Source organism: Chryseobacterium sp. MEBOG06, from assembly GCF_021869765.1.
Taxonomy (GTDB): domain Bacteria; phylum Bacteroidota; class Bacteroidia; order Flavobacteriales; family Weeksellaceae; genus Chryseobacterium.
This window is the reverse complement of sequence record NZ_CP084580.1, coordinates 2,884,840-2,906,642: the sequence shown is the minus strand read 5'-3', so window position 1 is coordinate 2,906,642 and position 21,803 is coordinate 2,884,840. Positions and strand designations below refer to the sequence as shown.

18 protein-coding genes and 1 CRISPR repeat array (1 of these 19 running past the window's edge) are annotated in these 21,803 nt (G+C 35.4%); of the genes, 10 read left to right on the top strand and 8 right to left on the bottom strand.

Annotation, left to right across the window (positions count from 1 at the left end; genetic code table 11):
- Positions 1-49 precede the first annotated feature (49 nt).
- Positions 50-406 carry a winged helix-turn-helix transcriptional regulator gene (locus LF887_RS13350; protein WP_236854702.1) on the top strand — a complete coding sequence of 119 codons (357 nt, stop codon included), beginning with the start codon at positions 50-52 and terminating at the stop codon, positions 404-406.
- A gap of 119 nt (positions 407-525) precedes the next feature.
- Positions 526-1,122 carry a Crp/Fnr family transcriptional regulator gene (locus LF887_RS13345; protein WP_236854701.1) on the top strand — a complete coding sequence of 199 codons (597 nt, stop codon included), beginning with the start codon at positions 526-528 and terminating at the stop codon, positions 1,120-1,122.
- Between the two features lie 55 nt (positions 1,123-1,177).
- Here LF887_RS13345 and LF887_RS13340 read toward each other — a convergent pair whose 3' ends face one another.
- The 5 genes from LF887_RS13340 to LF887_RS13320 all read right to left on the bottom strand — a co-directional run bounded on the left by LF887_RS13340 (position 1,178) and on the right by LF887_RS13320 (position 5,515).
- The gene (locus LF887_RS13340; protein WP_236854700.1) at positions 1,178-2,026 is read right to left on the bottom strand and encodes a universal stress protein; all 849 of its coding nucleotides are present in this window, start codon (positions 2,024-2,026) and stop codon (positions 1,178-1,180) included.
- Between the two features lie 13 nt (positions 2,027-2,039).
- Positions 2,040-2,498: a MarR family winged helix-turn-helix transcriptional regulator gene (locus LF887_RS13335; protein WP_236854699.1), complete on the bottom strand. Its 459-nt coding sequence runs from the start codon at positions 2,496-2,498 to the stop codon at positions 2,040-2,042.
- 187 nt (positions 2,499-2,685) lie between these two features.
- Entirely contained in the window at positions 2,686-3,891 is a 1,206-nt protein-coding gene (locus tag LF887_RS13330) for an MFS transporter (RefSeq protein ID WP_236854698.1), read from the bottom strand.
- 95 nt (positions 3,892-3,986) lie between these two features.
- Positions 3,987-4,898, bottom strand: a complete 912-nt coding sequence (locus LF887_RS13325; RefSeq protein ID WP_236854697.1) for a helix-turn-helix domain-containing protein — start codon at positions 4,896-4,898, stop codon at positions 3,987-3,989.
- A gap of 101 nt (positions 4,899-4,999) precedes the next feature.
- The gene (locus LF887_RS13320) at positions 5,000-5,515 is read right to left on the bottom strand and encodes a hypothetical protein (RefSeq protein WP_236854696.1); all 516 of its coding nucleotides are present in this window, start codon (positions 5,513-5,515) and stop codon (positions 5,000-5,002) included.
- A 116-nt stretch (positions 5,516-5,631) separates the two neighbouring features.
- On the opposite strand from LF887_RS13320, the gene LF887_RS13315 reads away from it, so the two are divergent.
- The gene (locus tag LF887_RS13315; protein WP_236854695.1) at positions 5,632-7,047 is read left to right on the top strand and encodes a PLP-dependent aminotransferase family protein; all 1,416 of its coding nucleotides are present in this window, start codon (positions 5,632-5,634) and stop codon (positions 7,045-7,047) included.
- A gap of 37 nt (positions 7,048-7,084) precedes the next feature.
- Here the strand turns inward: LF887_RS13315 and LF887_RS13310 are convergent, their stop codons facing one another.
- Complete coding sequence (locus LF887_RS13310) at positions 7,085-8,569, bottom strand: M1 family aminopeptidase (RefSeq protein ID WP_236854694.1); 1,485 nt, start codon at positions 8,567-8,569, stop codon at positions 7,085-7,087.
- 306 nt (positions 8,570-8,875) lie between these two features.
- Between LF887_RS13310 and LF887_RS13305 the strand changes: the two genes are divergently transcribed.
- From LF887_RS13305 to LF887_RS13295, 3 genes are all read left to right on the top strand, one after another.
- Positions 8,876-9,052, top strand: a complete 177-nt coding sequence (locus tag LF887_RS13305) for a histone H1 (protein ID WP_236854693.1) — start codon at positions 8,876-8,878, stop codon at positions 9,050-9,052.
- A gap of 342 nt (positions 9,053-9,394) precedes the next feature.
- Positions 9,395-10,966: a M20/M25/M40 family metallo-hydrolase gene (locus LF887_RS13300; RefSeq protein ID WP_236854692.1), complete on the top strand. Its 1,572-nt coding sequence runs from the start codon at positions 9,395-9,397 to the stop codon at positions 10,964-10,966.
- 203 nt (positions 10,967-11,169) lie between these two features.
- Complete coding sequence (locus LF887_RS13295) at positions 11,170-11,331, top strand: bacteriocin-like protein (RefSeq protein WP_236854691.1); 162 nt, start codon at positions 11,170-11,172, stop codon at positions 11,329-11,331.
- Between the two features lie 463 nt (positions 11,332-11,794).
- Here the strand turns inward: LF887_RS13295 and LF887_RS13290 are convergent, their stop codons facing one another.
- Both LF887_RS13290 and LF887_RS13285 read right to left on the bottom strand, forming a co-directional pair.
- The gene (locus tag LF887_RS13290; protein ID WP_236854690.1) at positions 11,795-12,445 is read right to left on the bottom strand and encodes an HAD family hydrolase; all 651 of its coding nucleotides are present in this window, start codon (positions 12,443-12,445) and stop codon (positions 11,795-11,797) included.
- 48 nt (positions 12,446-12,493) lie between these two features.
- Positions 12,494-14,617 carry a Tex family protein gene (locus LF887_RS13285; protein ID WP_236854689.1) on the bottom strand — a complete coding sequence of 708 codons (2,124 nt, stop codon included), beginning with the start codon at positions 14,615-14,617 and terminating at the stop codon, positions 12,494-12,496.
- A gap of 219 nt (positions 14,618-14,836) precedes the next feature.
- Between LF887_RS13285 and cas9 the strand changes: the two genes are divergently transcribed.
- The 4 genes from cas9 to cas2 are packed head-to-tail and all read left to right on the top strand — an operon-like array spanning position 14,837 to position 19,646.
- On the top strand, positions 14,837-17,653 hold the full coding sequence (cas9, locus tag LF887_RS13280) for a type II CRISPR RNA-guided endonuclease Cas9 (protein ID WP_236854688.1): 2,817 nt from the start codon (positions 14,837-14,839) through the stop codon (positions 17,651-17,653).
- A gap of 41 nt (positions 17,654-17,694) precedes the next feature.
- The gene (locus LF887_RS13275) at positions 17,695-18,414 is read left to right on the top strand and encodes a hypothetical protein (RefSeq protein ID WP_236854687.1); all 720 of its coding nucleotides are present in this window, start codon (positions 17,695-17,697) and stop codon (positions 18,412-18,414) included.
- Positions 18,415-18,417: 3 nt separating this feature from the next.
- The gene (cas1, locus tag LF887_RS13270) at positions 18,418-19,311 is read left to right on the top strand and encodes a type II CRISPR-associated endonuclease Cas1 (RefSeq protein ID WP_236854686.1); all 894 of its coding nucleotides are present in this window, start codon (positions 18,418-18,420) and stop codon (positions 19,309-19,311) included.
- Positions 19,308-19,646, top strand: coding sequence for a CRISPR-associated endonuclease Cas2 (gene cas2, locus LF887_RS13265; RefSeq protein WP_045497873.1), 339 nt, complete (start codon positions 19,308-19,310; stop codon positions 19,644-19,646). Before cas1 ends, cas2 begins: the two co-directional genes overlap by 4 nt.
- A gap of 57 nt (positions 19,647-19,703) precedes the next feature.
- A CRISPR array of direct repeats spans positions 19,704-21,803; the repeat unit is 47 nt; unit sequence GCTGTGACTAATCACGAAGATAATAATTTTTGAAAGCAATTCACAAC; it runs 565 nt beyond the window's last position.

The window sequence follows — 21,803 nt, the reverse complement described above, 5'->3', positions numbered from 1 at the left end:
CAAAAGGTTAGTAATAACATTTAGGTTAGCTGCAATAGAAATAAAGAATATGGAAGACGAAAAAATAGTGTATTCACGGCCGCAATGCAGCACTCATCTCGCTGCTACTGAAGATGCTTTGTATGTTCTGGGAGGACGGTGGACCATAAGAGTGATGATTGCAATTTTAGGCGGACATACAAGGTTCAACGAACTACAGCGCACCATTAATGGTATCTCAGCAAGAGTACTGTCCAGCGAACTGAAAAAATTAGAAGTTAACCACCTGGTTGAAAGAACCGTTCTTACCGATCAGAAACCTGTACTGGTAGAATATGTTCCTACCGCATATAGTGAATCATTAAAAGATGTTATTGCTGCCCTGGCAGAATGGGGAGTAAAGCATAAGAAGAAAATCACAGCCTGATAAGGCAAACTTCTGAGCATGTAAACTCCCGAATTAGCCCCCGAAAAGAATAATGATATTTGCTAAACTATAATATTCATCATACTTTCAGTATTTTTACCCAAATTAAGAATGACAAGATGATCATAAATGAAGACCTGTTATTGTCGCATGGAGCCAAACTTGAAAAATATAATGCAGCAGATTATATTTTTGAGGAAGGAACGGCTGCTAAATACTATTTTCAGATAAAGTATGGTACTGTGAAACTGAATACTTTCCTGGAAGATGGAAAAGAGTTTGTACACGGTATTCCCTTTGACGGACACTGCATTGGGGAAAGCTACTTATTTACCGGCCACAATTATGCTGTTAATGCTATTGCAGTCACTTCCTGTGAAATTATCAAAATTCCTAAAGACAAATTGCTCCAGATACTGCTGGAAAATCCTTTATTAATGCTGGAACTGAATAAATATACAGCAGAAAGGCTGCATTTCAGATATATGATTTCCAGTTTTCTGGTGATTTCAGATCCTATTGTAAAACTTGAAAAATTATTTGATCACATCAAGGGGTATTTCGGATTTGAGGAAGCCTATTCTTTTCTTGTTCCTTATACCAGACAGCAGATAGCTACTTTAACAGGTCTTCGGGTAGAAACTGTCATCAGGTATATCAAAAAAATGAACGAGCTGAAACTTGTCAAACTGGACAGCACCAAGATCTATTATTAAGATCTGAAATGAAAGAATAAACTTCCTTAAGTTAAAAAGATTGAAAACCCTTGTATTATTTTAAGATTAAAACCGGCTGGTTGGTGTTTTGGTAAATTCCTTCAGAAATACTTCTGCTGGCCAGGTAATACAGGAAGCTGTGTTTGCCCGGTAAAGCAATGATAAGGTCAGTGTCATTTGAAGACGCAAAAGTAAGAATTCCGTTGATGATGTCTTTATCATGAGAATAATGAATAGTGCTCGGGATTTCTGTTAAATGCTGTTGAATATATTCTTCCAGTTCTCTTTTCTTATCATCACTGATATCTTCTTTTTCACTGGTATTGATATTTAAAAACAATAAACGGACATCCTTCTGATGAATAATAGGCTTATGATGAAACAACCTTTCCAGTCTTTTGACACCATTCAGATCACAGGGAATAAATATATTTTTTACGGCACTGTATCTATAGCTGTTAGGAACAATCAACGTTTTTACAGGGCTTGTTCTTGCAATGCTGATAATGTTATCAGAAACAAAACTCTCTGTAGAAGAAGTACTGTCATCACTTCCCAGAATAATCAGTTCTACAGATGGCTGATTCTTTAGAACCTCATTGATGCTTCGGGTAAGAGCCCAGTCGCTTAATACTCTGGAAACTTTTATATCAGGTGATTTTTCTGTGATAATTGCATGGAGCTGATCAAATAATTGCTCCGTTTTTTCAAGTAAATTGTTGACACTTTCTTCATTCACAAATGAATGCCCTTCAGCAATGTGCAGATAATCAAATTCAGATTCTCCGGCTGTTTTTAAAAGAATAATATTTTGGTATTCATATTGTTTTGCCCAATCTGCAGCTGTTCTTACCGCATTTTCTGTAGTTGATGTAAAATCAATGGGTACAAGGATTGTTCTCATATTATATTAAGTTTTAATCCTGGTTTTCCAGGTTTGCTGTCATTTTTTTTACAAGGACAAGTGCCTGGCCTATTTCATCTTCACAGAGGTCGCCGGCTGCCTTTTTATAAAGGTCTAATGCCCAGGGATAAATCGTCTCCACAGCATTTTTTCCTTTTGGAGTAAGAAAAATCTGATTATTCCTCCTGTCATTTTTGTAAGCTACCCTTTCAACAAGATCTCTTTTTACCAGACTGTTGATAAGGTAGGTGATGCTTGATTTATCTTTGCTTACCTTGTTTCCTATTTCCTGCTGATTGATGCCGTTATTGCGGGAAAGCAGTCCCAGAATTTCAATAAGTTCAAAAGAAAGATCGGGATCATAATCATTAATAGTCGCCTGAATCTTTTGTCTCAAACGGCTTTTCATTTCACTCATTGCCATCCCCAGCTCAAGAGCAAGTTCAGAAATATTGTTTTGCTTTACAGGCATACTTTTAAAAATAATGATAAACCAAACTGCATTCAAATCTGAAAAAGATTTTATGTCTCCATCCCGTTATAACAAATATAAGAAAAATTAGTTTTAATTAAAACTAATTAATCATAAAATATTATATGACAGTGGGTAGGGTTTATTCACGACTCAGATTTAGAATAGCAGCAAAAAAAAACAGAGATTAATTCTCTGCTTTTTCTTTTTTTACAACTTGATTCATAATCAGTATGATTCCGAAAAGTAAACCGGCAATAATCAGATAGCGCCAGGATAACCCTTTCTGCTCGGTGACCGTTCCCGTTACGGAAATAATAAAACTGGTAACAGACGTAATAACATATACCAGTCCTCCCATCAGTCCACCTGCTGTTCCTGCATTTTTAGGGAAATAAAGCATACTTGACGTAAAAAACGAAGTAAACAGAATTCCGGAACATATATGGATGAAAAAGGCAAAAGGAATCAGAATGAAAAGGCTTTCTGCGAAGTAGCTGATGCCAATTAAACACGCAATCAGCAACATCTGCAATAGAATAGGCTGTAGAATTCTGGGCTGAAAATCTAATGTAAGCCTTTTTTTTCCTATAAAACCGCCTATCATCCATGAAAATCCTAAGATAAGAGTACAGTATCCGATAACTACCGGCGTAAAATGAAATGTATTTTCAATGATAAAAGGCCCGGTAATATTAAATAACATCACAATAGAATAACTTAACCCCAAAATGAAAATACCCAACATAAAAATTTTGTTTTTAAGCATCATCTTATACAGGCTGATATTTTCTGAAAGATTAAGCTTCTTTTTCTCCGGCAGACTTTCACCACTGAAAAACCACTCAAACAAAAACAGGAATCCGGCATAGAAAGCAAGGAAATAAAAATTCGCATGCCAGTTGAAAAGCTTTTCAAGATAACCTCCGAGAAAAGGAGCAAGGATAGGACCACAGGACCATACGATAGTGAAATAACTCAGATAATGTTTTACCCTTTCCGAATCATAAATATCTACAAAAATAGCACGGGTGGCAACCACCAGTACAGAAACCGCAGCTCCCTGAAGAATTCGGAGCAGACAGATCAGCAGAATACTATTCGTCATCGTTATTAAAAGGCTGCTGATGACGAGCAGGAATAAGGCAATTAATTTGGGACGGTAACGTCCTATACTGTCCAGAATACCTCCTACAAAAAGCTGGGAAATTCCATAACTCAGCAGATAAGAAGTAAGCGTGATCTGAATGTCTTTTTCCGATACCGAAAGCTCTCTGGCCATAGATGGAAAGGATGGCAGGTAAATATCTGTCACAAACCCGGAAAGCGGGATGGAAACAAACGCCATAATGGTTATTAATCTGATGCGCTGCTCAGATGCTTCTCTCAACATATTCATTCTTTTTTACCCTGCAAAAATAAGATAAGAAATACTGAAATCAGTTTTAAAAGACAAAGTAAAAATTACAAAATTCAAATATTTGAATTTTAAAAGGAATTTTTGAATTTCAGAGGTGAAGTCTGTGCGTGTTTTTTAAAAAAATTATTAAAATGGGAGGGCTGCTCAAAGCCTAAAGTATATCCTATTTCTGAAATATCCCAGTTGGTATACTTCAGGAGATTTTTAGACTCTTCAAACATCCTTTCTTTAATGATTTGTGTTGTGGTAAGATTAGTCACTGACTTCACTGATGAGTTCAGATGGTTCACATGCACATTAAGTTGCTGTGCAAAATCAGACGGTGTTCTTAAGGACAGCGGATAAGCAGGAGAATCCAGCGGAAACTGCTTATTCAGCAGCTCATCAAAAACTTTGTACAATCTTACATTGGCAGGAAGCTCATTCGGGTTAATGTCATCTACCCGGTTTTCCAAAGCCAGGTGTAAAACAGATGCCAGGTGGTTTTTGATACTGCTGCAACGGAAAGGATAGGTAGAATTATTCAGTTTATACATCTGCTCAAAATATAAAGTAGCCAGTAAAGTCTGCTCGTCGGTAAGGAAAACAATAGGTTTGCTCCATTCCTTAAACAAAGAGGTTTTTTTAAACAAATTGAATTCAGAATTTCCATGGAAAAACTCCTGGTTGAATAAGCAAAAATAGCCTTCCTGCTCACCTTCGCATTCCCAGGAATAAGGAATGTTGGGGGAAGGGAAAAAGAGAACCGGACGGTCAATATACAATCGGTGCGGACCATACTGAAAGGTGCCTTTTCCGATAATGAAACTCACTTTATAGTAATCCCGGCGGTTGTAGGGGCTCTTGAAGCTGCAGTACTTCCGCATAGAAATGTTAAAATGAGACTTACCTGTTTCAAAATCATCAGAATCAAATACTCTGATCTGATTCTTACGGATACGGTTGTAATAATCCTCTATCGTTTCCAGCTGATCACTCATTGTGAATAAATTATAAAAATCAAAGATAGGTAAATCTTTTGTATTCAGATTTACCTGATCCGTTTTTATATCAATCTGCCCTGATCTGCTGATGAACCCTTTTAATTTTTACTGATCTCCATTTCCATGATGTGGGAAGGCAGTTGAAAAGGTCCTGCATTAACCTCTGCAGCTGCTTTGAAACCTGATTCTTTTAAAAACTCCAGAAGTGGATCATGAGCCAGCATATTGATCCAGATAACATCTGCGAAACTCACTGCAGACCTGCACTTTTTCCAAAGAGACTGTCTTGTTTCCGGAGAATCAAACTCAGGAAGAATCACGAAACTGATTTCTGTAGACCTTTTACCTCCCGCTAAACCGGGGTATACAGAACCACTTTTAACAATACTGTAACCAATTGGCTTCTGATCTGCATAGGTCATAATTAGCTGGTTGGAAAGATCATTCAGTTCATTGATCATCTTTCTTGGATCAATTTCTTTATGGATGTAATTTTTAATGTTTTCTTCAGAAACATAATCTTTATGAAGGGCATACACTGAAGAATCAATGATGGCTATAAGATCAGAAATTCCCTCTTCAGACCCAATTGTAAATTTTGAAATGATATCCATTATTTTTTTTATTCAAAATTATAAGATTAAACCATTCAAAAAGGGTACAGTTTATTAAAATATAATCGGTACAGATATTTGTTTTTGTAAATTTGTCCGGTACAGTTTGACTAATTATGATGAAGACCTATAAATATGAAATTTTCACAACGGCTATTGAAGAGGAGATCCGCAACGGAATTTTGCAGAGAAAAGACCGGCTTCCTTCGATCCGGGAAATTAAAAAAAAGTATAAACTGAGCACCAGTTCGGTTCAGAGCGGCTTTGAGTATCTCATGATTAAAGGTTTGATTGTAAGCATTCCGCGTTCCGGGTATTTTGTTGCAGATACAGGAGAAGAATACATCCCCGAGACCAGGGTCAAACTTCCGCCGGCAGTAAGAGACGAGGTGTTTATGAAAAATATAGCACTGACTTCAAGAAGGGCTTCAGAATCAAGTTCTTTCAATAATGCAGTGCCGGCGGACTTATTAATTCCTCAAAAGCTCATTCTGAGGACAATGCAGGAAGTAATCCGTGAAAAAGGGGCAGCACTCCTCCGGTATTATCCTTCCAGTGGGCTCGAACTTTTAAGACAGGATATTGCAAAACAAATGGGGGAGTATGGATGTCTGTTTAATCCTGATGAGCTTATTATTACTGATGGAGCGCTTCAGGCACTTACCATTGCATTAAAGTCTGTAACCAAAGCCGGAGATATAGTCGCTGTAGACAGTCCCTGTGTTTTTTCTGTGCTGGAAGTGATCACCAATCTGGATCTTAAAGTGATTGAAATTCCGGTACATTACAGAGAGGGTTTCGATACGGAATATTTCAGGAATGCTTGTGCTGAAAATGATATCCGCGCATTGATTGTCACTCCGAATTTTCATAATCCTACCGGTATAATGATGAGCGATGAGGTTAAAAAAGAAATACTGCATATTGCAGAAAGGTATCAGATGTGTATTATAGAAAATGATATGTATTCCGACCTTTATTTTGGGGAGAAAAGGCCGCGTTGTATAAAAAGTTTTGATAGGGAAGGACTGGTGATGACCTATTCATCATTTTCAAAGACACTGGCACCCGGTATCCGACTGGGATGGTTGTATGCAGGCAGGTTTTATTCGAAAGCAGAAAGAGCAAGATTTGCTTTAGGAAGATCCGTTTCTCCAATCTATCAGGAGCTGGTTCTTAAACTTTTGGAGGGTAGCAGCTATGAACGTCACTTGCGTTCGTTCCGCAGGAAGCTAAATGAGCAGGCCGTTCTGGTTTTGGAAACCCTGAGAAAATCCTTTCCGGAAGGTTCCTATTTTCATAAGCCACAGGGTGGGTACAGCATTTGGGGACAAATGCCTGAGAGTGTGGAGATGAAGAAATTTTATGAATATTGTAAAAATAACAGAATACTTTTTACCCCGGGAGAGACATTCTCTTTTACCAATAGATACAGCCATCATTTCCGGATTGTTTTCGCTGAGAGAATTACCTCAGAAAGCTTGCTCTTATTGGAAAGTGCTGGCAGTCTATTCTTTGAAGATGAAAATTAATAAGCCATCAAGAATAGACTGTAAAGAACCTTATTTTTTAATCAATACTATATTTTATATTCTTGCATTCATCAATTTCCAGCTGTGGAATACCATCCATCATTTTAAATTCAAAACCATCGATCCATTTTTCCTTAAGAAGATCAATGTTTTCTCCACTAATGATGTGTTTCTGAAAGAAATAAGAGATATCCATGCTCAGATATTTTTGAGCAAGATCCAAAAATAATTCATCCGTAAATTTTACATTCTTTTCTGTACATACCTTTAGGAGTTCTCTCATGAGATCGTCTAATGACTTTTTCGAATGTGTTTTCAGCATGATCTGATTATCCAGCCAAAAAGCAAAAATAGCTCCCCGGCGGTAGGGAATCTTCTCCACATCACCGCTTTTCCAGAAATCGTCTTTTATCCTGTAATTTGGCATATTTCGCTGTGGATTGTTCCAGTAATTTTTAATGACTTCACTGTTGAACAATTTCAGCCATTCGTCCATAGAAATATCCTTTATTCGGAGCCTGTTTTTATAGGTGTAATAATCTGTAAAACCTTCACTGAACCAATAATTCAGTTCTTCATGTTTATTTTGAATTTTATTGCCAATCCACTCATGCATCAGTTCATGATGCATCAGATAGAGAAAAGAATTCTTACTGTTAAAAGGATTATTGGTGCCCTGAATCATAAAAGCATTTTTAAGAGCAGAACCTTTAGTGCTATATCCCTTGAATAGGGTATCTTTCTGTGAAACGGTAGGTGTCATCATTACTGTAAAATAATCCTGGTCGTAATCTTCCCAGAAGTCCCTCTGAGATTGTATGGCTTTTTTGAGATTTAAAAATAAAAAATCATCAGTAAATCCATTTTGCCATTGGTCTCTTAGTACAAAATAAACCGGCTTATTTTTGATCTTAAAAGAATGGAATCTGTAATCACCGCCGATGAATAGTGAATTATAAAATCCTTCCCAAAGGGAAGTTTTAATTCTCTGCTTCCGGATCTGGGTAACAAAGTTATTATGAAGTTTAAACTGCGGAGGGAAATCAACCCACTCAATAAAGAATTCAAACTCCCGATCTTCAGGTATTTTGGTAAATGATCTTGGAACGATAAAAAGATTTTTTCCTAAGACATGAAAGAAGGTATTATTGATTCTAGGGCGGTTGAATGTTTTATAGCCTGGATCTTTAAAGTCCTGTTTGATATGGTAAATAAGAGAGATTTTCTCTCCTTTGTTCATATTAACCTTTATTTTATTTTTTTCCGGCAGAATCTCAAAAGTAATATTAGGATTATCTTCTTTAGATATGGACAAGGCATTGAATAGGTTATTTTCCCCCCAATTTTTATTAGCATAGAAGAAGGAAAGAGTATCTGATGGTTTCTGAAGAGTGTAATCTACCTGAACTTTTAAGCCGTTTTGTTCAAGATCTTTATTATAAAAAACTTTATAACTAATCTTATCTTGCGAGTAAACAAATAGAGGCCATATAAAGGCAAAGATGAATAATTTTCTGAACATAGGTTATGCGTTTTTTCAAATATAAAATAAAAAATCAATAGTACAGATCTATCAGTTTATTTTGGCGTTATAAATATAGTATTTCAGTGATTTCTGAATTCTTTTTAATTTTAAAAATGAAGTTCATATCTTTACAGATAGGTGTTAAAACGTTTTGTTTAAGAGGTTTTAACCAGTAAAACTTGTAAAAACGTGCTTTTATGTTCGTGAAAGTGAAAAAAATAGTGATTTTGCACAATTTTTTTTCACTGCGGTTAGGCTGGAATCGCCATAAAACCTATATTTGCAGCCTAAATTTTTAAATAAATGAAAGAACTAATTGAAAAAATCAACGCAGAATTTGAAGCGTTCTCAACTGAGGCAAACCAGCAAGCAGAAAAAGGAAACAAAGCAGCAGGTACAAGAGCTCGTAAAGCAGCTTTAGAACTTAGCAAATTGTTCAAAGAATTTAGAAAAGTTTCTGTAGACGAAGCTAAAAAATAATTCGTTCCCTCGCCGGCTTTCATGAGCCGGCTTTTTTATTCCCTGAATTTCCTTTCTGATGGGGAATTAGAAAAAGCTTCCAGCGCCTGTAAATGGTTTTCTTCCTTTATTCATAACCTTTCCCTTTTCAGGTTATTCTAAAATACAGCTTTAAAAGAAATTGTTCTGAGAGAAAAATATTTGATTCCGGTGTTTTTACCACAATTAGACTTCAGTGAGTATTGTTAATTGCTGTTAAAAGAACAAAAAAGACTCAGAATATCTTTGTACAGGAACTTTTTCATACTCATTTCTTCATCATTTCCCTAAATTCCTTTATCTTTAAAGCAATCAATATATACTATGAGGATAAATAGATTTTTTGCAGTGCCTGCAGTAATGCTGGCTGCTCAGTTTTCATGGGCTCAGGTAAAAGTAGACCCAAAAGAAAAACTTGACCCAATCGTGAAAAGTTTTGTAGATGAGGTAAATAACAATTCGCAACTGGAAAACATGGCTTATGAACTGCTGGACGGTATAGGCCCGCGCCTTGTGGGAACACCGGAAATGCTGGCTGCCAATGAATGGAGTGCAGGAAAGCTGCGTTCATGGGGGATAGATGCTAACCTTCAGCAGTTCGGAACCTGGAAAGGATGGCAGAGGGGGATTACTCATGTGGATATGATCTATCCGCGTGTAAAGTCTTTGTCTGCAACACAACTGGCATGGAGTCCTGCTACGAAAAAAGCAATTGAAGCGGAGGTCATCATTCTTCCTAAAGTATCTTCCAAAGCAGAGTTTGACAACTGGCTTCCTTCCGCCAAAGGGAAAATCGTACTGATTGCGCAATATCAGAAAATAGGACGTTCTGATGAGCAGATCAAGGAATTTGCAACCCCTGAGCTCTATGACAAGCTGAAAGCAGAAAAGGAACAGGCTGCCAAAGACTTTACAGCATATGTGAAAAATATTGGTTATGATAATAATACCCTTCCGGAAGCTTTAGAAAAAGCCGGAGCGGCAGGAATCGCTATTTCAAACTGGACGGGAATCATGGGAGCTAACAGAATTTTTGGAGCAAAAACTTCCAAAATCCCAATGATTGATATTGATGTGGAAGACTATGGAATGCTTTACAGAATGGCAGAAAAAGGAGCTCAGCCTAAAATTAAAATCGATGCTCAGTCCAAAATACTTCCTGAAGCGAAAAACTTTAATACAATTGGTATGATTAAAGGGAAGGAAAAGCCTGATGAATATGTCATTCTTTCCGCCCACCTTGATTCATGGGATGGTGCTCAGGGAGCTACAGATAATGGAACAGGAACGCTTACTATGCTTGAAACCATGAGAATCCTTAAAAAATACTACCCAAACAATAAACGGACAATCGTTATAGGGCTTTGGGGAAGTGAAGAACAGGGATTAAACGGTTCCAGAGGCTTTGTGGCAGATAATCCTCAGATTATAAAAGGAGTGCAGGCAGCTTTTAATCAGGATAACGGAACAGGACGTGTTGTGAATATCAGCGGGCAGGGATTTGTAAAAGCATACGACTATGTAGGAAGATGGCTTGATGGTGCACCAAAAGCAGTAAGAAGCCAGATCAAAACAGATTTTCCCGGAATGCCCGGAGGTGGAGGATCTGATCACGCATCATTTGTTGCGGCCGGAGTGCCCGGAATTTCTTTAGGATCTTTGAACTGGGGATATTTTGGCTATACATGGCATACGACAAAAGATACATATGATAAGATTGTTTTTGATGAGGTTAAAAATAATGTTGTTTTAACAGCTGCATTAGCATATATGGCATCTGAAGATCCTGAGTTCAGCAACAGGGAAAAAAGAGTAATGCCAAAGGATGAAAAAGGAGAAACCATACAATGGCCGGAGGCAAAGGAACCGAGAAGAAGTTCGAAAGATTATAAATAAAGGAGATTTTATTGGAAAAATAAGAATGAGTGAAAGGCTGTCTGTAAAGGCAGCCTTTTACCATATATGGATTTTACATTTTCGAATTTCTGTAGAATTTTACAGTAAAAACCTGTATTAATTTGGTGATTTTTAAAAAAAATAATCCTATGTCAAATAAATTCATATATTTGGAAAAACAATAACCATAAAAACAAGTTATCATGAAAAATTTGAAAAAACTATCAAGAGAGAATTTAAAAACAGTTCAGGGAGGTGTTGGTGAAAGCGGCTGCAGACCAGGTCTGCTATTGTGCTACGATATTACATGTACTCCAACATGTATGTCTCCGGGCCAGTGTAAGGTTTCTTTTTGCTTCGAATAATTTAAGCCCTTACGGACCAAGGCAAAAACAAACTGTTCTTGTTTCAATTTCCTTTATAAAAATATCTTAACATACTTATGTATCAGTATGAAAAAAAGAAACAGTCTCATTTTGAGACTGTTTCTTTTGCTATATATCAATTATTCGCTGGTAATGTGTTCATCCATAGAATGATAATTCATTTTATGGCCAACTGAAATAATAAATTGATTATTTGTTGTTTCTCATTCGTTTCAATTAGAGAAAATTGTATTATTATTCGAAGCATTAAGTTTTGAAGTATAGACTTCTATAATTGATATTGCTTCTGGAGAAGTTTCTCCATTTCTATTATTTTGTCATCCTTAACGGTACAGGTTTTAAAGATCTTATTGCTTAAATTCATACTTAAATTCATTTGAGTGGATTCTGTTTCCCTGGTATGATGGATAGGTGGAATATTCTTTAAGCTCAGATATTTTCATTATTTTGTAATAGCCTTAAGACAGGTTTGCAGGTCTGAAAACTTTAAGATGGAAGGTTCATATGAAGCGTTCAACAGTTTCCCAAAACCATATTTACAGAAAATAAAAAGCAGACTATTAGCAGAAGAGGAGTCGTGATCTGTCTGCGTATCACCTATGTATACTGAATTTTCAGCAGATAAATGGTTTCTTTCCATGAGCAGTTGTATATTTTCTGCTTTAGGCTTTTGAGTCCGGCCGTGAGATTCAAAATCAACAAAGAGATGATTGAACTTATAATAGTCTAAAAATCCTTCGATATAACCGTCCTGACAGTTACTTACAATAAACAGATTATAATGTCGGGTCAGGTCTTTCAGGGTCTCTTCAACGCCTTCATATAAAATCCCGCCGCGGGTACGCAGAATTTTGTTTTCATGGCTTACAATTTCAGCCAGAATGTTCTCAGCCAGCTGATCTGAAATACCGGATACTATATCTTTGATAATATCTTTTGCCAGAAGCCCCATATACTGATCCATATCTTCGGGCTTCAGATCTTTTTCAATAAGCTGGTGCTGATGTAAAACATCATTCCATATTCCTATAATGGTAGCCCGTGGATCCCACAGAGTTCCATCTAAGTCGAAAATTAAATTTTTATACTTCAAAATGCAGTGTTTATATTTTGATTGATGTTTATTTCCATATTTCGAAGACTAAAGGATCATGCTCAGCTGAACTCTCTTTCTCGCTTCATCTACTTCTGTTACCTTCACACGAACGTGCTGATGGAGTTTTACTACATCGTTGACATCCGATACAAAACCTTCTTTCAGCTGAGAAATATGAACCAGTCCGCTTTCTTTAATTCCCAGATCCACAAAACACCCAAATGCGGTAATATTATTGACGATTCCGGGTAAAATCATGCCTGCTTTTAAGTCTTTAATACTCTTGACGTTCGGATCAAACTCAAACACTTTAGCTGCTTTCCTCGGATCCAGCCCTGGTTTTTCAAGCTCTTTCAAAATGTCTTTTATTCCTAAAATTCCAGTTTCTTCTGTGATATAATTTTCCGGCTTTACTAAAGCTATCTTCTCCTTACTGGCAATCAGTTCATTGGTCTTAATACCTAAGTCCTTAGCCATCTTTTCAACAATTCCATAAGCTTCCGGATGTACTGCTGAATTGTCCAGTGGATTTTTAGCATTAGTAATCCTCACAAATGCCGCTGCCTGCTGATAAGCTTTTTCCCCAAGCCTTGGAACTTTTTTAAGCTGTTTTCTATCCTCAAAAGCCCCATTTTCAGCCCGGTAATTGACGATGTTTTCTGCCATTTTTTCTCCGATCCCTGAAACGTAGCTTAATAATGATTTGCTGGCTGTATTTAAATTGATTCCTACTGAGTTGACACACTTCATTACCGTTGAATCAAGTTCACTTTTAAGCTGGATCTGGTCTACATCATGTTGGTATTGTCCTACGCCGATTGATTTGGCATCTATTTTCACCAGTTCTGCCAAAGGATCGGCTAATCTTCTTCCGATTGAAACGGCACCACGTACCGTTACATCATAGGTCGGGAATTCCTCTCTTGCAATTTTACTTGCAGAATACACTGATGCTCCGGCTTCTGAAACCACAAAAACCTGTAATGGCTTGTCAAAAGCTATTTTTTTAATGAAAAACTCTGTTTCACGACTTGCCGTTCCGTTCCCAATAGAGATTGCTTCAATATTATAGGCATTAACCATAGAACGGATTTTTTTCATCGCCATTCCGCTTTCGTTTTGCGGAGCATGAGGGTAGAGGGTTTCGTTATGGAGCAGGTCTCCTTTCTCGTCTATACATACCACTTTGCATCCACTTCTATACCCAGGGTCAATTGCTAAAATCCTCTTCTCTCCCAAAGGCGGAGCTAAGAGTAACTGACTTAAATTTTCAGAAAAAATCTCTATTGCCTTCTGATCAGCTTTTTCTTTTGCTTCCTGAAGAGCTTCATTGGAGATCGCCGGCTCTAAAAGTCTTTTATAACTGTCTTTTATTGCCAGTGCAATCTGTTCAGAACTTTCATTATTGGATTTGATAATTGCTTTTTCGATGAAGTCAATAGCTTCGTCTTTGTCAATTCCGACATTTGTTTTTACAAAACCTTCAGCTTCTGCTCTCAGCATGGCCAGAAGTCTGTGGGAAGGTGTTCTGTTAAGATTTTCTTCCCATTCGAAATATTGGGAGAATTTCTGTGCATCTTCTTCGTCTTTTTTAGCTTTCACAACTTTAGAAGTAACTACTGCTTTTCGTTGGAACAGACGACGGAGGTTTTTACGCACATACATATTTTCATTGATCCATTCCGCCATAATGTCTCTTGCACCCTGAAGAGCTTCCTCTTCGGAGGCAACATTGTTATTCAGGTATTTGGAAGCCAGAAGCTGAATATCATCATTCCTTTGGCTCATAATAATCTTTGCTAAAGGCTCCAGTCCTTTTTCTTTAGCAGTATCTGCTTTGGTTTTTCTGCGTTTTTTGAATGGCAGATATAAGTCTTCCAGTTCAGTAATATCAAAGCTTTCTTTAATTCTTTGCTGGAGTTCAGGAGACAATGAGCCCTGTTCTTCTATAGATTTTAAAATAGATTCTTTTCTTTTAACAATCTCTTCAAACTGTTTGCTGATTTTGGAAATCTGTTCAATTTGAACTTCATCCAGATTTCCGGTTTTATCCTTTCGGTAACGGGCAATAAAAGGGATTGTGCAGTCTTCTGCCAGTAATTGTAAAGTATTGTTGATGCTCTTCTCAGAAATATTGAGCTGCTTCTGTATAAATTCTACGGTCGTCATTGTTCTGTTTTCGGATAGCTAAAATAAGATTTTAAAACGAAAAAAGGCGAGTTGCCCCGCCTTGAATGTTTTCACAACGGAATAATCCTTATTGTGAATTGCTTTTCAAAATTATTATTACAAATATAGAAGAAAAAATCTTTAACACATTTATGGGAATCCGTATTTTAAATATTTTTTTTATTTCTATTTTTATGTGGTATCTAAAAATTAATAATTATGAGACTAATAGTAGGTTTAGATGTAGGAGTTTCATCTGTAGGTGTTGCAATTATTCAGGAAGAAAATAATAAAAAAGAAATAGAGGAATTGGCTGTAAGAATAGTACCCGAAGATCCAAATTTTCAGGGTAAATTTTACTCAGGTAATACAGCAAGTAAAAACTTACCAAGAACAACTTCGAGAGGAATTAGAAGAGGTTATCAGAGAACGAAATTGCGAAAGAGTAAGTTATACACTTTTTTGAAAGAATTAAATATGTATCCTGATGAAGATTTAATAAAATTAGATGAATTGAGTCTTTACAAACTACGAAATGACTCTTTAAAAATAAAATTATCATTACAGGAAATAGGGAGGGTGTTAATGCACTTAAACCAAAGAAGAGGATTCCTAAGCAACAGGAAATCTAAAACGGCTGAAGAAAACTCTTCAGAATACAAATTGGCAATAGCTGAATTGGAAAGCAATTTGAAAAGTAAAACTATTGGTGAACAATTATATGCTGAATTTTCAAATGCAGAAAATGCTCAAAATACAATTTTGCGTAAAAGAACTTATTTAAGATCATCATATATTGAGGAATTTGATAGAGTATGGAATTTTCAAACTCGTTTTTATCCTGATATCTTAACAGGATATTCTGAATCAAAAAGTAAAAATACTTTATATCAAAAATTAAAAAATGAAATTCTTTTTTACCAAAGACCATTAAAGAGTCAAAAAGGTCTTGTTTCTGACTGTACTTTTGAAAAATTTCATAAAGCTATAAGTAAATCATCTCCCTTTTTTGAAATATTTCGTATTTGGCAAAAAGTAAATGATCTTGAAGTTACTTTTGAAAATGGAGATAAATATAAACCGACAATAGAACAGAAAAAAAAATTGGTAAACAATTTATTCAAAGGGATTAAGTTAAACACAAAATTTAAATTATCGGCCAATGAAATAAAAAAAATACTTTCATTTCAAGGTCAAAATGTTTATCTCAACTTTCCTGAATTGGATGGTAGCAGAACATATTCAGTTATTAAAAAGGCTTTGAATAATGCTGGTTTAAACGATCAAGAATGTGAAGAATATCTGCACTTCAATCCATATGAAAATGATGAAAAGGGAGGCTTGTTTGAGCTATGGCATATTACTTATTCGTTACCTACAGATGATGAAATTATAAATACACTTCAAAAGCGATTTAATTTGACTAAAGAACAGTCAAAAACCTTTGCTGATGAAGTTTCCTATAATGCTGACTATGGAAATTTATCAACAAGAGCTATCAAGAAAATTCTTCCTTTTATGGAACAAGGTCTGGGATATAGTGATGCTTGTGACAAGGTTGGTTATGATCATAGCGGCTACAAAACTAAGATTGAAATTACGGACAAACTTCAGCCAATTCTTAAAAACAGCTTGAGAAATCCGGTTGTAGAGCAGATTTTGAATCAGGTTGTGAATATTGTGAATCAAATTATTGATAAGTATGGTAAAATTGATGAAATAAGGGTTGAATTGGCCAGGGAGCTTAGAAATAGTGCTAAACAGAGAAAAAGAATAAGTGTTTCCAATTTCAGAAACAGAAAAGAAAATGATAAAATAAGAGAAGTACTGAGTAATGAATATCATTACAAAATCGTTAATGGCAGGGATATTCAGCGGTATAGACTCTGGCAAGAATCTGATGGACAGTGTCTTTATTGTAACCGGGAAATTACTATGTCCGATTTTATTTCCGGGCAGGCGGATCTTGAACATATACTTCCGAAATCGAGATCATTTACGAACAATATGAATAATTTTATTCTTGCTCATAAAAAATGTAATTCTACAAAAAATCAATTGACAGCCTACGATTTTATGAGTGGGAAGAGTGAAGAAGTATTTGAGCAATATTTAGAAAAAGTAAATGAACTTTATAACGACGGAAAAGGAAAGATAAATAAAGCCAAATTTGACAACCTGATTTGTAAAGGAGATGATATTCCATCTGATTTTGTAGAAAGGATGAAAAAAGATTCTCAATATATTTCCAAAGAAACAGTAAAGCTTCTTAAAAATGTTTGTGAAAATGTATTTACCACAACTGGACAAGTTACAGATTTTCTTAGAGATAAATGGGGATTGAAGGAAGTGATGCAGGAAGTAAACTTTGATAAGTATAAGCTTTTGGGTCTTGTAGATACTAAAATCATAAAGGATGGAACAAATAAAACAAAAGAAATAAAGATAATCAAGGATTGGTCAAAAAGAGATGACCATCGGCATCATGCTGTAGATGCATTAATTTGTGCTCTGACAGATCAGAAGATAATTTTCAGACTCAATAATCTTAATAAACTCTATCAGTACGAAAGAAGTGGCATGTCAAAAGAGGAACTTAAATCGAATGCACAATTCTTAAATGTAGAAAATTTTGATTTAAAAGCTTTTGCTGATCAGATTGATGATTGGTCTATAACTCCTATTGAGAATTTAAGAGAGCAAGTTCGTAGGCACTTGGAGCAAATTTTTATATCTGTTAAAAAGTCTTCTAAAGTTTTAAGTAAAAATATAAACAAGCCAAAGAATTCTTCAAAAGAGCAAATAACTTGGACACCGAGGGGAAGACTTCACGAAGAGACTGTAATGGGTAAGATAAAAAGGGTTTCTGAAAAAAAAGAAAAATTAAATCAGAATTTCAATAATCTTGAAAATATAGTTGATCCATTGGTCAAAGAGTTAATTATGAAAAGAATTGATAAATATCAAAACATTGGCGAAGCTTTTTCAACTGAAAATATAAAAAAGATCCGATATTTTTTCAAAATAATGAACTAAAAGAGGTTTTAGTTTATGAAAATGTTTGTGTCAAAAGAGTTTTGTTAAATGAAAATTTCACAGCAGCGCAAGTGGAAAAGATTGTCGATAAGAAGATTAAAGAAAAAATTATTAAACCAAGAATTGAAGAAAGAGGAGGGATTAAAAAAGCGTTCTCTAATTTAGAAGAAGATCCAATATGGTTAAATAAACAAAAGGGAATTAAAATTAAATCATTAAAAGTTTTCGAAGAAAGTAAAGTTGAAAAGGTAAGGGATGGATATGTAAAAACTGGTGGAAATCATCACGCGTTAGTCTATCTTGATAGTAAAGGTAAATATAATGAAAGTGTAGTTTCTTTTTGGGATGCTGTTGAAATTGGAAAATTCAATATTTCTCAAGGAGGAAAACCGTACCCAATTATTAATAGAAATGACAATGATGATTTGGGTGAATTTAAATTTTCAATGCAAATTAATGACTTATTTGTTTTGGATTTAAAACATTCTTCAAACCCTGTGGAAGAAAATGAGTTAGACTTTTTTGATATTAAAAATAGATCTGCAATCAGTAGTAAGTTATTTAGACTTCAAAAAATGAGTAAAAAGTCTAATGGAACTTTTGAGGTTCATTTTCGGCACCATTTAGAAACAACAATTAATAGAAATGAAAGGGTTTTAAGAGGAATTACCTGGGAAGTTTTTCAATCAAACGGTTATTTACATCGTTTAGAAAAAATAAAAATAAATCATTTGGGAACCATAATTAAAGTTGGAGAATAGACTATGATTACCCGCTCCATCTATATCGGTAATCCCGCTTATCTTAAGCTCAAAGATGAACAAATGTATATTTTGGATCCTTCCACTCAAGAAACGAAAGGCAAAGTTCCGGTTGAAGATTTGGGGTTGCTGATGCTGGATCATTTTCAGATTACGATCTCACATCAGTTGATTCAGAAAATGATGGGGAACAATGTGGTAGTGGTCAGTTGCGATGGACATCATTTACCCCACGGAATTATGCTTCCGCTGTATGGACATACTGAACATTCTGACCGGATCAAAGATCAGCTGGATGCCAGTGAGCCCCTTAAAAAACAACTTTGGAAACAAACCGTTGAATGTAAAATTGAAAACCAAAAAGAAGTTTTAAAACGTTTAGGAAATTATTACGAACCAATGGTTGATTATCAGAATAACGTGAAAAGCGGTGATATTACTAATATGGAAGGTATTGCGGCACAACATTACTGGAAGTATCTCATCAGTCTTGATTTTTTGAGACAGCGTTTTGGAGATTCACCCAATCAGTTTTTCAATTTCGGGTATTCGGTTCTCAGAAGTATTGTGGCAAGAGCAATTGTGGAGACCGGATTGCTTCCTGTTCTCGGAATTTTTCATAAAAATAAATACAACCCTTACTGTCTTGCCGATGACCTTATGGAACCTTATCGTCCTTTTGTCGATTTATTGGTGATGCAATGGCTGGCAATTCATTCAGAAACAGAAGAATTAACTAAAGAATTTAAAGCTTTTATTTTACAGATTGCCACCAAAGATGTAAAAATAGACGATAAAACCAGGCCATTATTGGTTGCTGTAAAAACAACCACTACATCACTGTATAAATGTTATACAGGAGAAAAACGACTGATCTCTTATCCTGAACTGATATGAATGCCGAAAGGTTTAATGCTTACCGAATTATGTGGGTTTTAGTATTATATGATTTGCCGACAGAGACTAAAGCCAATATGAAAGATGCCAACCGCTTTCGTAAATCTTTGCTTGATGATGGTTTTACATTATTCCAGTTTTCAATGTATGTAAGACACTGTCCCAGTCGTGAAAATGCTGAAGTTCATATTAAAAGAGTGAAGTTGATGCTTCCAAAAGCCGGAAAAGTGGCCATTATGTGCATTACAGACAAACAGTTTGGAGATATTGAAATATTCTTTGCCAGAAATAAAGAAGAACCGCCTCCCACCTTCCAACAGCTTGAATTATTCTAAATTTTAAATCCTAAAAATAAAAACAATCTACTGATTTTCAGTAGATTGTTTTTTGAGGCTGTGACTAATCACGAAGATAATAATTTTTGAAAGCAATTCACAACATATCAGCATCAATTTCTTTAACCTCATTGGCTGTGACTAATCACGAAGATAATAATTTTTGAAAGCAATTCACAACATTGTATCGTTAATCATGTTTAATGCTGTGGCTGTGACTAATCACGAAGATAATAATTTTTGAAAGCAATTCACAACTGAATTCAGCTGATATTAACGGTGTTGATTGCTGTGACTAATCACGAAGATAATAATTTTTGAAAGCAATTCACAACTATTCTGTGATCATTCCCGGGAATGTAATAGCTGTGACTAATCACGAAGATAATAATTTTTGAAAGCAATTCACAACCCTTTCTTCAATTTCATGTATTCGTAATGAGCTGTGACTAATCACGAAGATAATAATTTTTGAAAGCAATTCACAACTATGACGCTTTTATTAAAGTTAAGGATAAAGCTGTGACTAATCACGAAGATAATAATTTTTGAAAGCAATTCACAACTATGAAGAGTTATAATCAACCTCGCCAGTAGCTGTGACTAATCACGAAGATAATAATTTTTGAAAGCAATTCACAACTGTGCCTTTAAATTCGTTCATAATTAATTGGCTGTGACTAATCACGAAGATAATAATTTTTGAAAGCAATTCACAACAAAATATTCTTTAGCAAACTTATGGATTGGGCTGTGACTAATCACGAAGATAATAATTTTTGAAAGCAATTCACAACTGCTCGTTAACAAAGGCTTCCATTTCCTCCGCTGTGACTAATCACGAAGATAATAATTTTTGAAAGCAATTCACAACTATAACACCTATCTGCTCCACAACAGCTTCGCTGTGACTAATCACGAAGATAATAATTTTTGAAAGCAATTCACAACGCCGCATCATTTGCTTTTTCCTTTACCTTAGCTGTGACTAATCACGAAGATAATAATTTTTGAAAGCAATTCACAACGAGTAGAGCAACCGTTGTTTTAACTGAACGGCTGTGACTAATCACGAAGATAATAATTTTTGAAAGCAATTCACAACTACGTTATCGATGCGTTGTTCGAATACCCAGCTGTGACTAATCACGAAGATAATAATTTTTGAAAGCAATTCACAACTGGATACATCCAACCAGATTCTTCTCCAGGGCTGTGACTAATCACGAAGATAATAATTTTTGAAAGCAATTCACAACATAAAATTGTCGGGTAGTTCTAATGCGATTGCTGTGACTAATCACGAAGATAATAATTTTTGAAAGCAATTCACAACAAAAGGGAGAAAGTAAAGTAGAAAAAGCTGGCTGTGACTAATCACGAAGATAATAATTTTTGAAAGCAATTCACAACGTAGAAGCTCTCTGGGTTGCTGCTAAAACTGCTGTGACTAATCACGAAGATAATAATTTTTGAAAGCAATTCACAACTGGATCATCATTCCAGGGGGAATACATAATGCTGTGACTAATCACGAAGATAATAATTTTTGAAAGCAATTCACAACTCTCCTTGGTTAAATAGGAGAGGTCGTATAGCTGTGACTAATCACGAAGATAATAATTTTTGAAAGCAATTCACAACTCCCTGTTAAGTCTCCTATTAGGTTGGCGAGCTGTGACTAATCACGAAGATAATAATTTTTGAAAGCAATTCACAACGGAGTGTTTAAGCTTACCAACTGGCACAGAGCTGTGACTAATCACGAAGATAATAATTTTTGAAAGCAATTCACAACTCGGTACTTACATTATAACGGCCACTCTCTGCTGTGACTAATCACGAAGATAATAATTTTTGAAAGCAATTCACAACGTAGTTATTATACGATTCATCAAATTCCTTGCTGTGACTAATCACGAAGATAATAATTTTTGAAAGCAATTCACAACTGACAGGAATTGGTAATACTCCGGATTCCGGCTGTGACTAATCACGAAGATAATAATTTTTGAAAGCAATTCACAACTGTGTTTTGATATTTTCAAGTGTTAAATTCGCTGTGACTAATCACGAAGATAATAATTTTTGAAAGCAATTCACAACTAACCTCAGACATCACCTGTAAACTTTGCCGCTGTGACTAATCACGAAGAT

Bases quoted from the DNA above. Each gene is read 5' to 3' on its own strand.
- LF887_RS13320 (WP_236854696.1), bottom strand. From the start codon at position 5,515: ATGGATATCATTTCAAAATTTACAATTGGGTCTGAAGAGGGAATTTCT.
- LF887_RS13300 (WP_236854692.1), top strand. From the start codon at position 9,395: ATGAGGATAAATAGATTTTTTGCAGTGCCTGCAGTAATGCTGGCTGCT.
- LF887_RS13330 (WP_236854698.1), bottom strand. From the start codon at position 3,891: ATGTTGAGAGAAGCATCTGAGCAGCGCATCAGATTAATAACCATTATG.
- LF887_RS13295 (WP_236854691.1), top strand. From the start codon at position 11,170: ATGAAAAATTTGAAAAAACTATCAAGAGAGAATTTAAAAACAGTTCAG.
- cas1 (WP_236854686.1), top strand. From the start codon at position 18,418: ATGATTACCCGCTCCATCTATATCGGTAATCCCGCTTATCTTAAGCTC.
- LF887_RS13285 (WP_236854689.1), bottom strand. From the start codon at position 14,617: ATGACGACCGTAGAATTTATACAGAAGCAGCTCAATATTTCTGAGAAG.
- LF887_RS13325 (WP_236854697.1), bottom strand. From the start codon at position 4,898: ATGAGTGATCAGCTGGAAACGATAGAGGATTATTACAACCGTATCCGT.
- LF887_RS13340 (WP_236854700.1), bottom strand. From the start codon at position 2,026: ATGAGAACAATCCTTGTACCCATTGATTTTACATCAACTACAGAAAAT.
- LF887_RS13350 (WP_236854702.1), top strand. From the start codon at position 50: ATGGAAGACGAAAAAATAGTGTATTCACGGCCGCAATGCAGCACTCAT.
- cas2 (WP_045497873.1), top strand. From the start codon at position 19,308: ATGAATGCCGAAAGGTTTAATGCTTACCGAATTATGTGGGTTTTAGTA.
- cas9 (WP_236854688.1), top strand. From the start codon at position 14,837: ATGAGACTAATAGTAGGTTTAGATGTAGGAGTTTCATCTGTAGGTGTT.
- LF887_RS13305 (WP_236854693.1), top strand. From the start codon at position 8,876: ATGAAAGAACTAATTGAAAAAATCAACGCAGAATTTGAAGCGTTCTCA.
- LF887_RS13315 (WP_236854695.1), top strand. From the start codon at position 5,632: ATGATGAAGACCTATAAATATGAAATTTTCACAACGGCTATTGAAGAG.
- LF887_RS13345 (WP_236854701.1), top strand. From the start codon at position 526: ATGATCATAAATGAAGACCTGTTATTGTCGCATGGAGCCAAACTTGAA.
- LF887_RS13335 (WP_236854699.1), bottom strand. From the start codon at position 2,498: ATGCCTGTAAAGCAAAACAATATTTCTGAACTTGCTCTTGAGCTGGGG.
- LF887_RS13310 (WP_236854694.1), bottom strand. From the start codon at position 8,569: ATGTTCAGAAAATTATTCATCTTTGCCTTTATATGGCCTCTATTTGTT.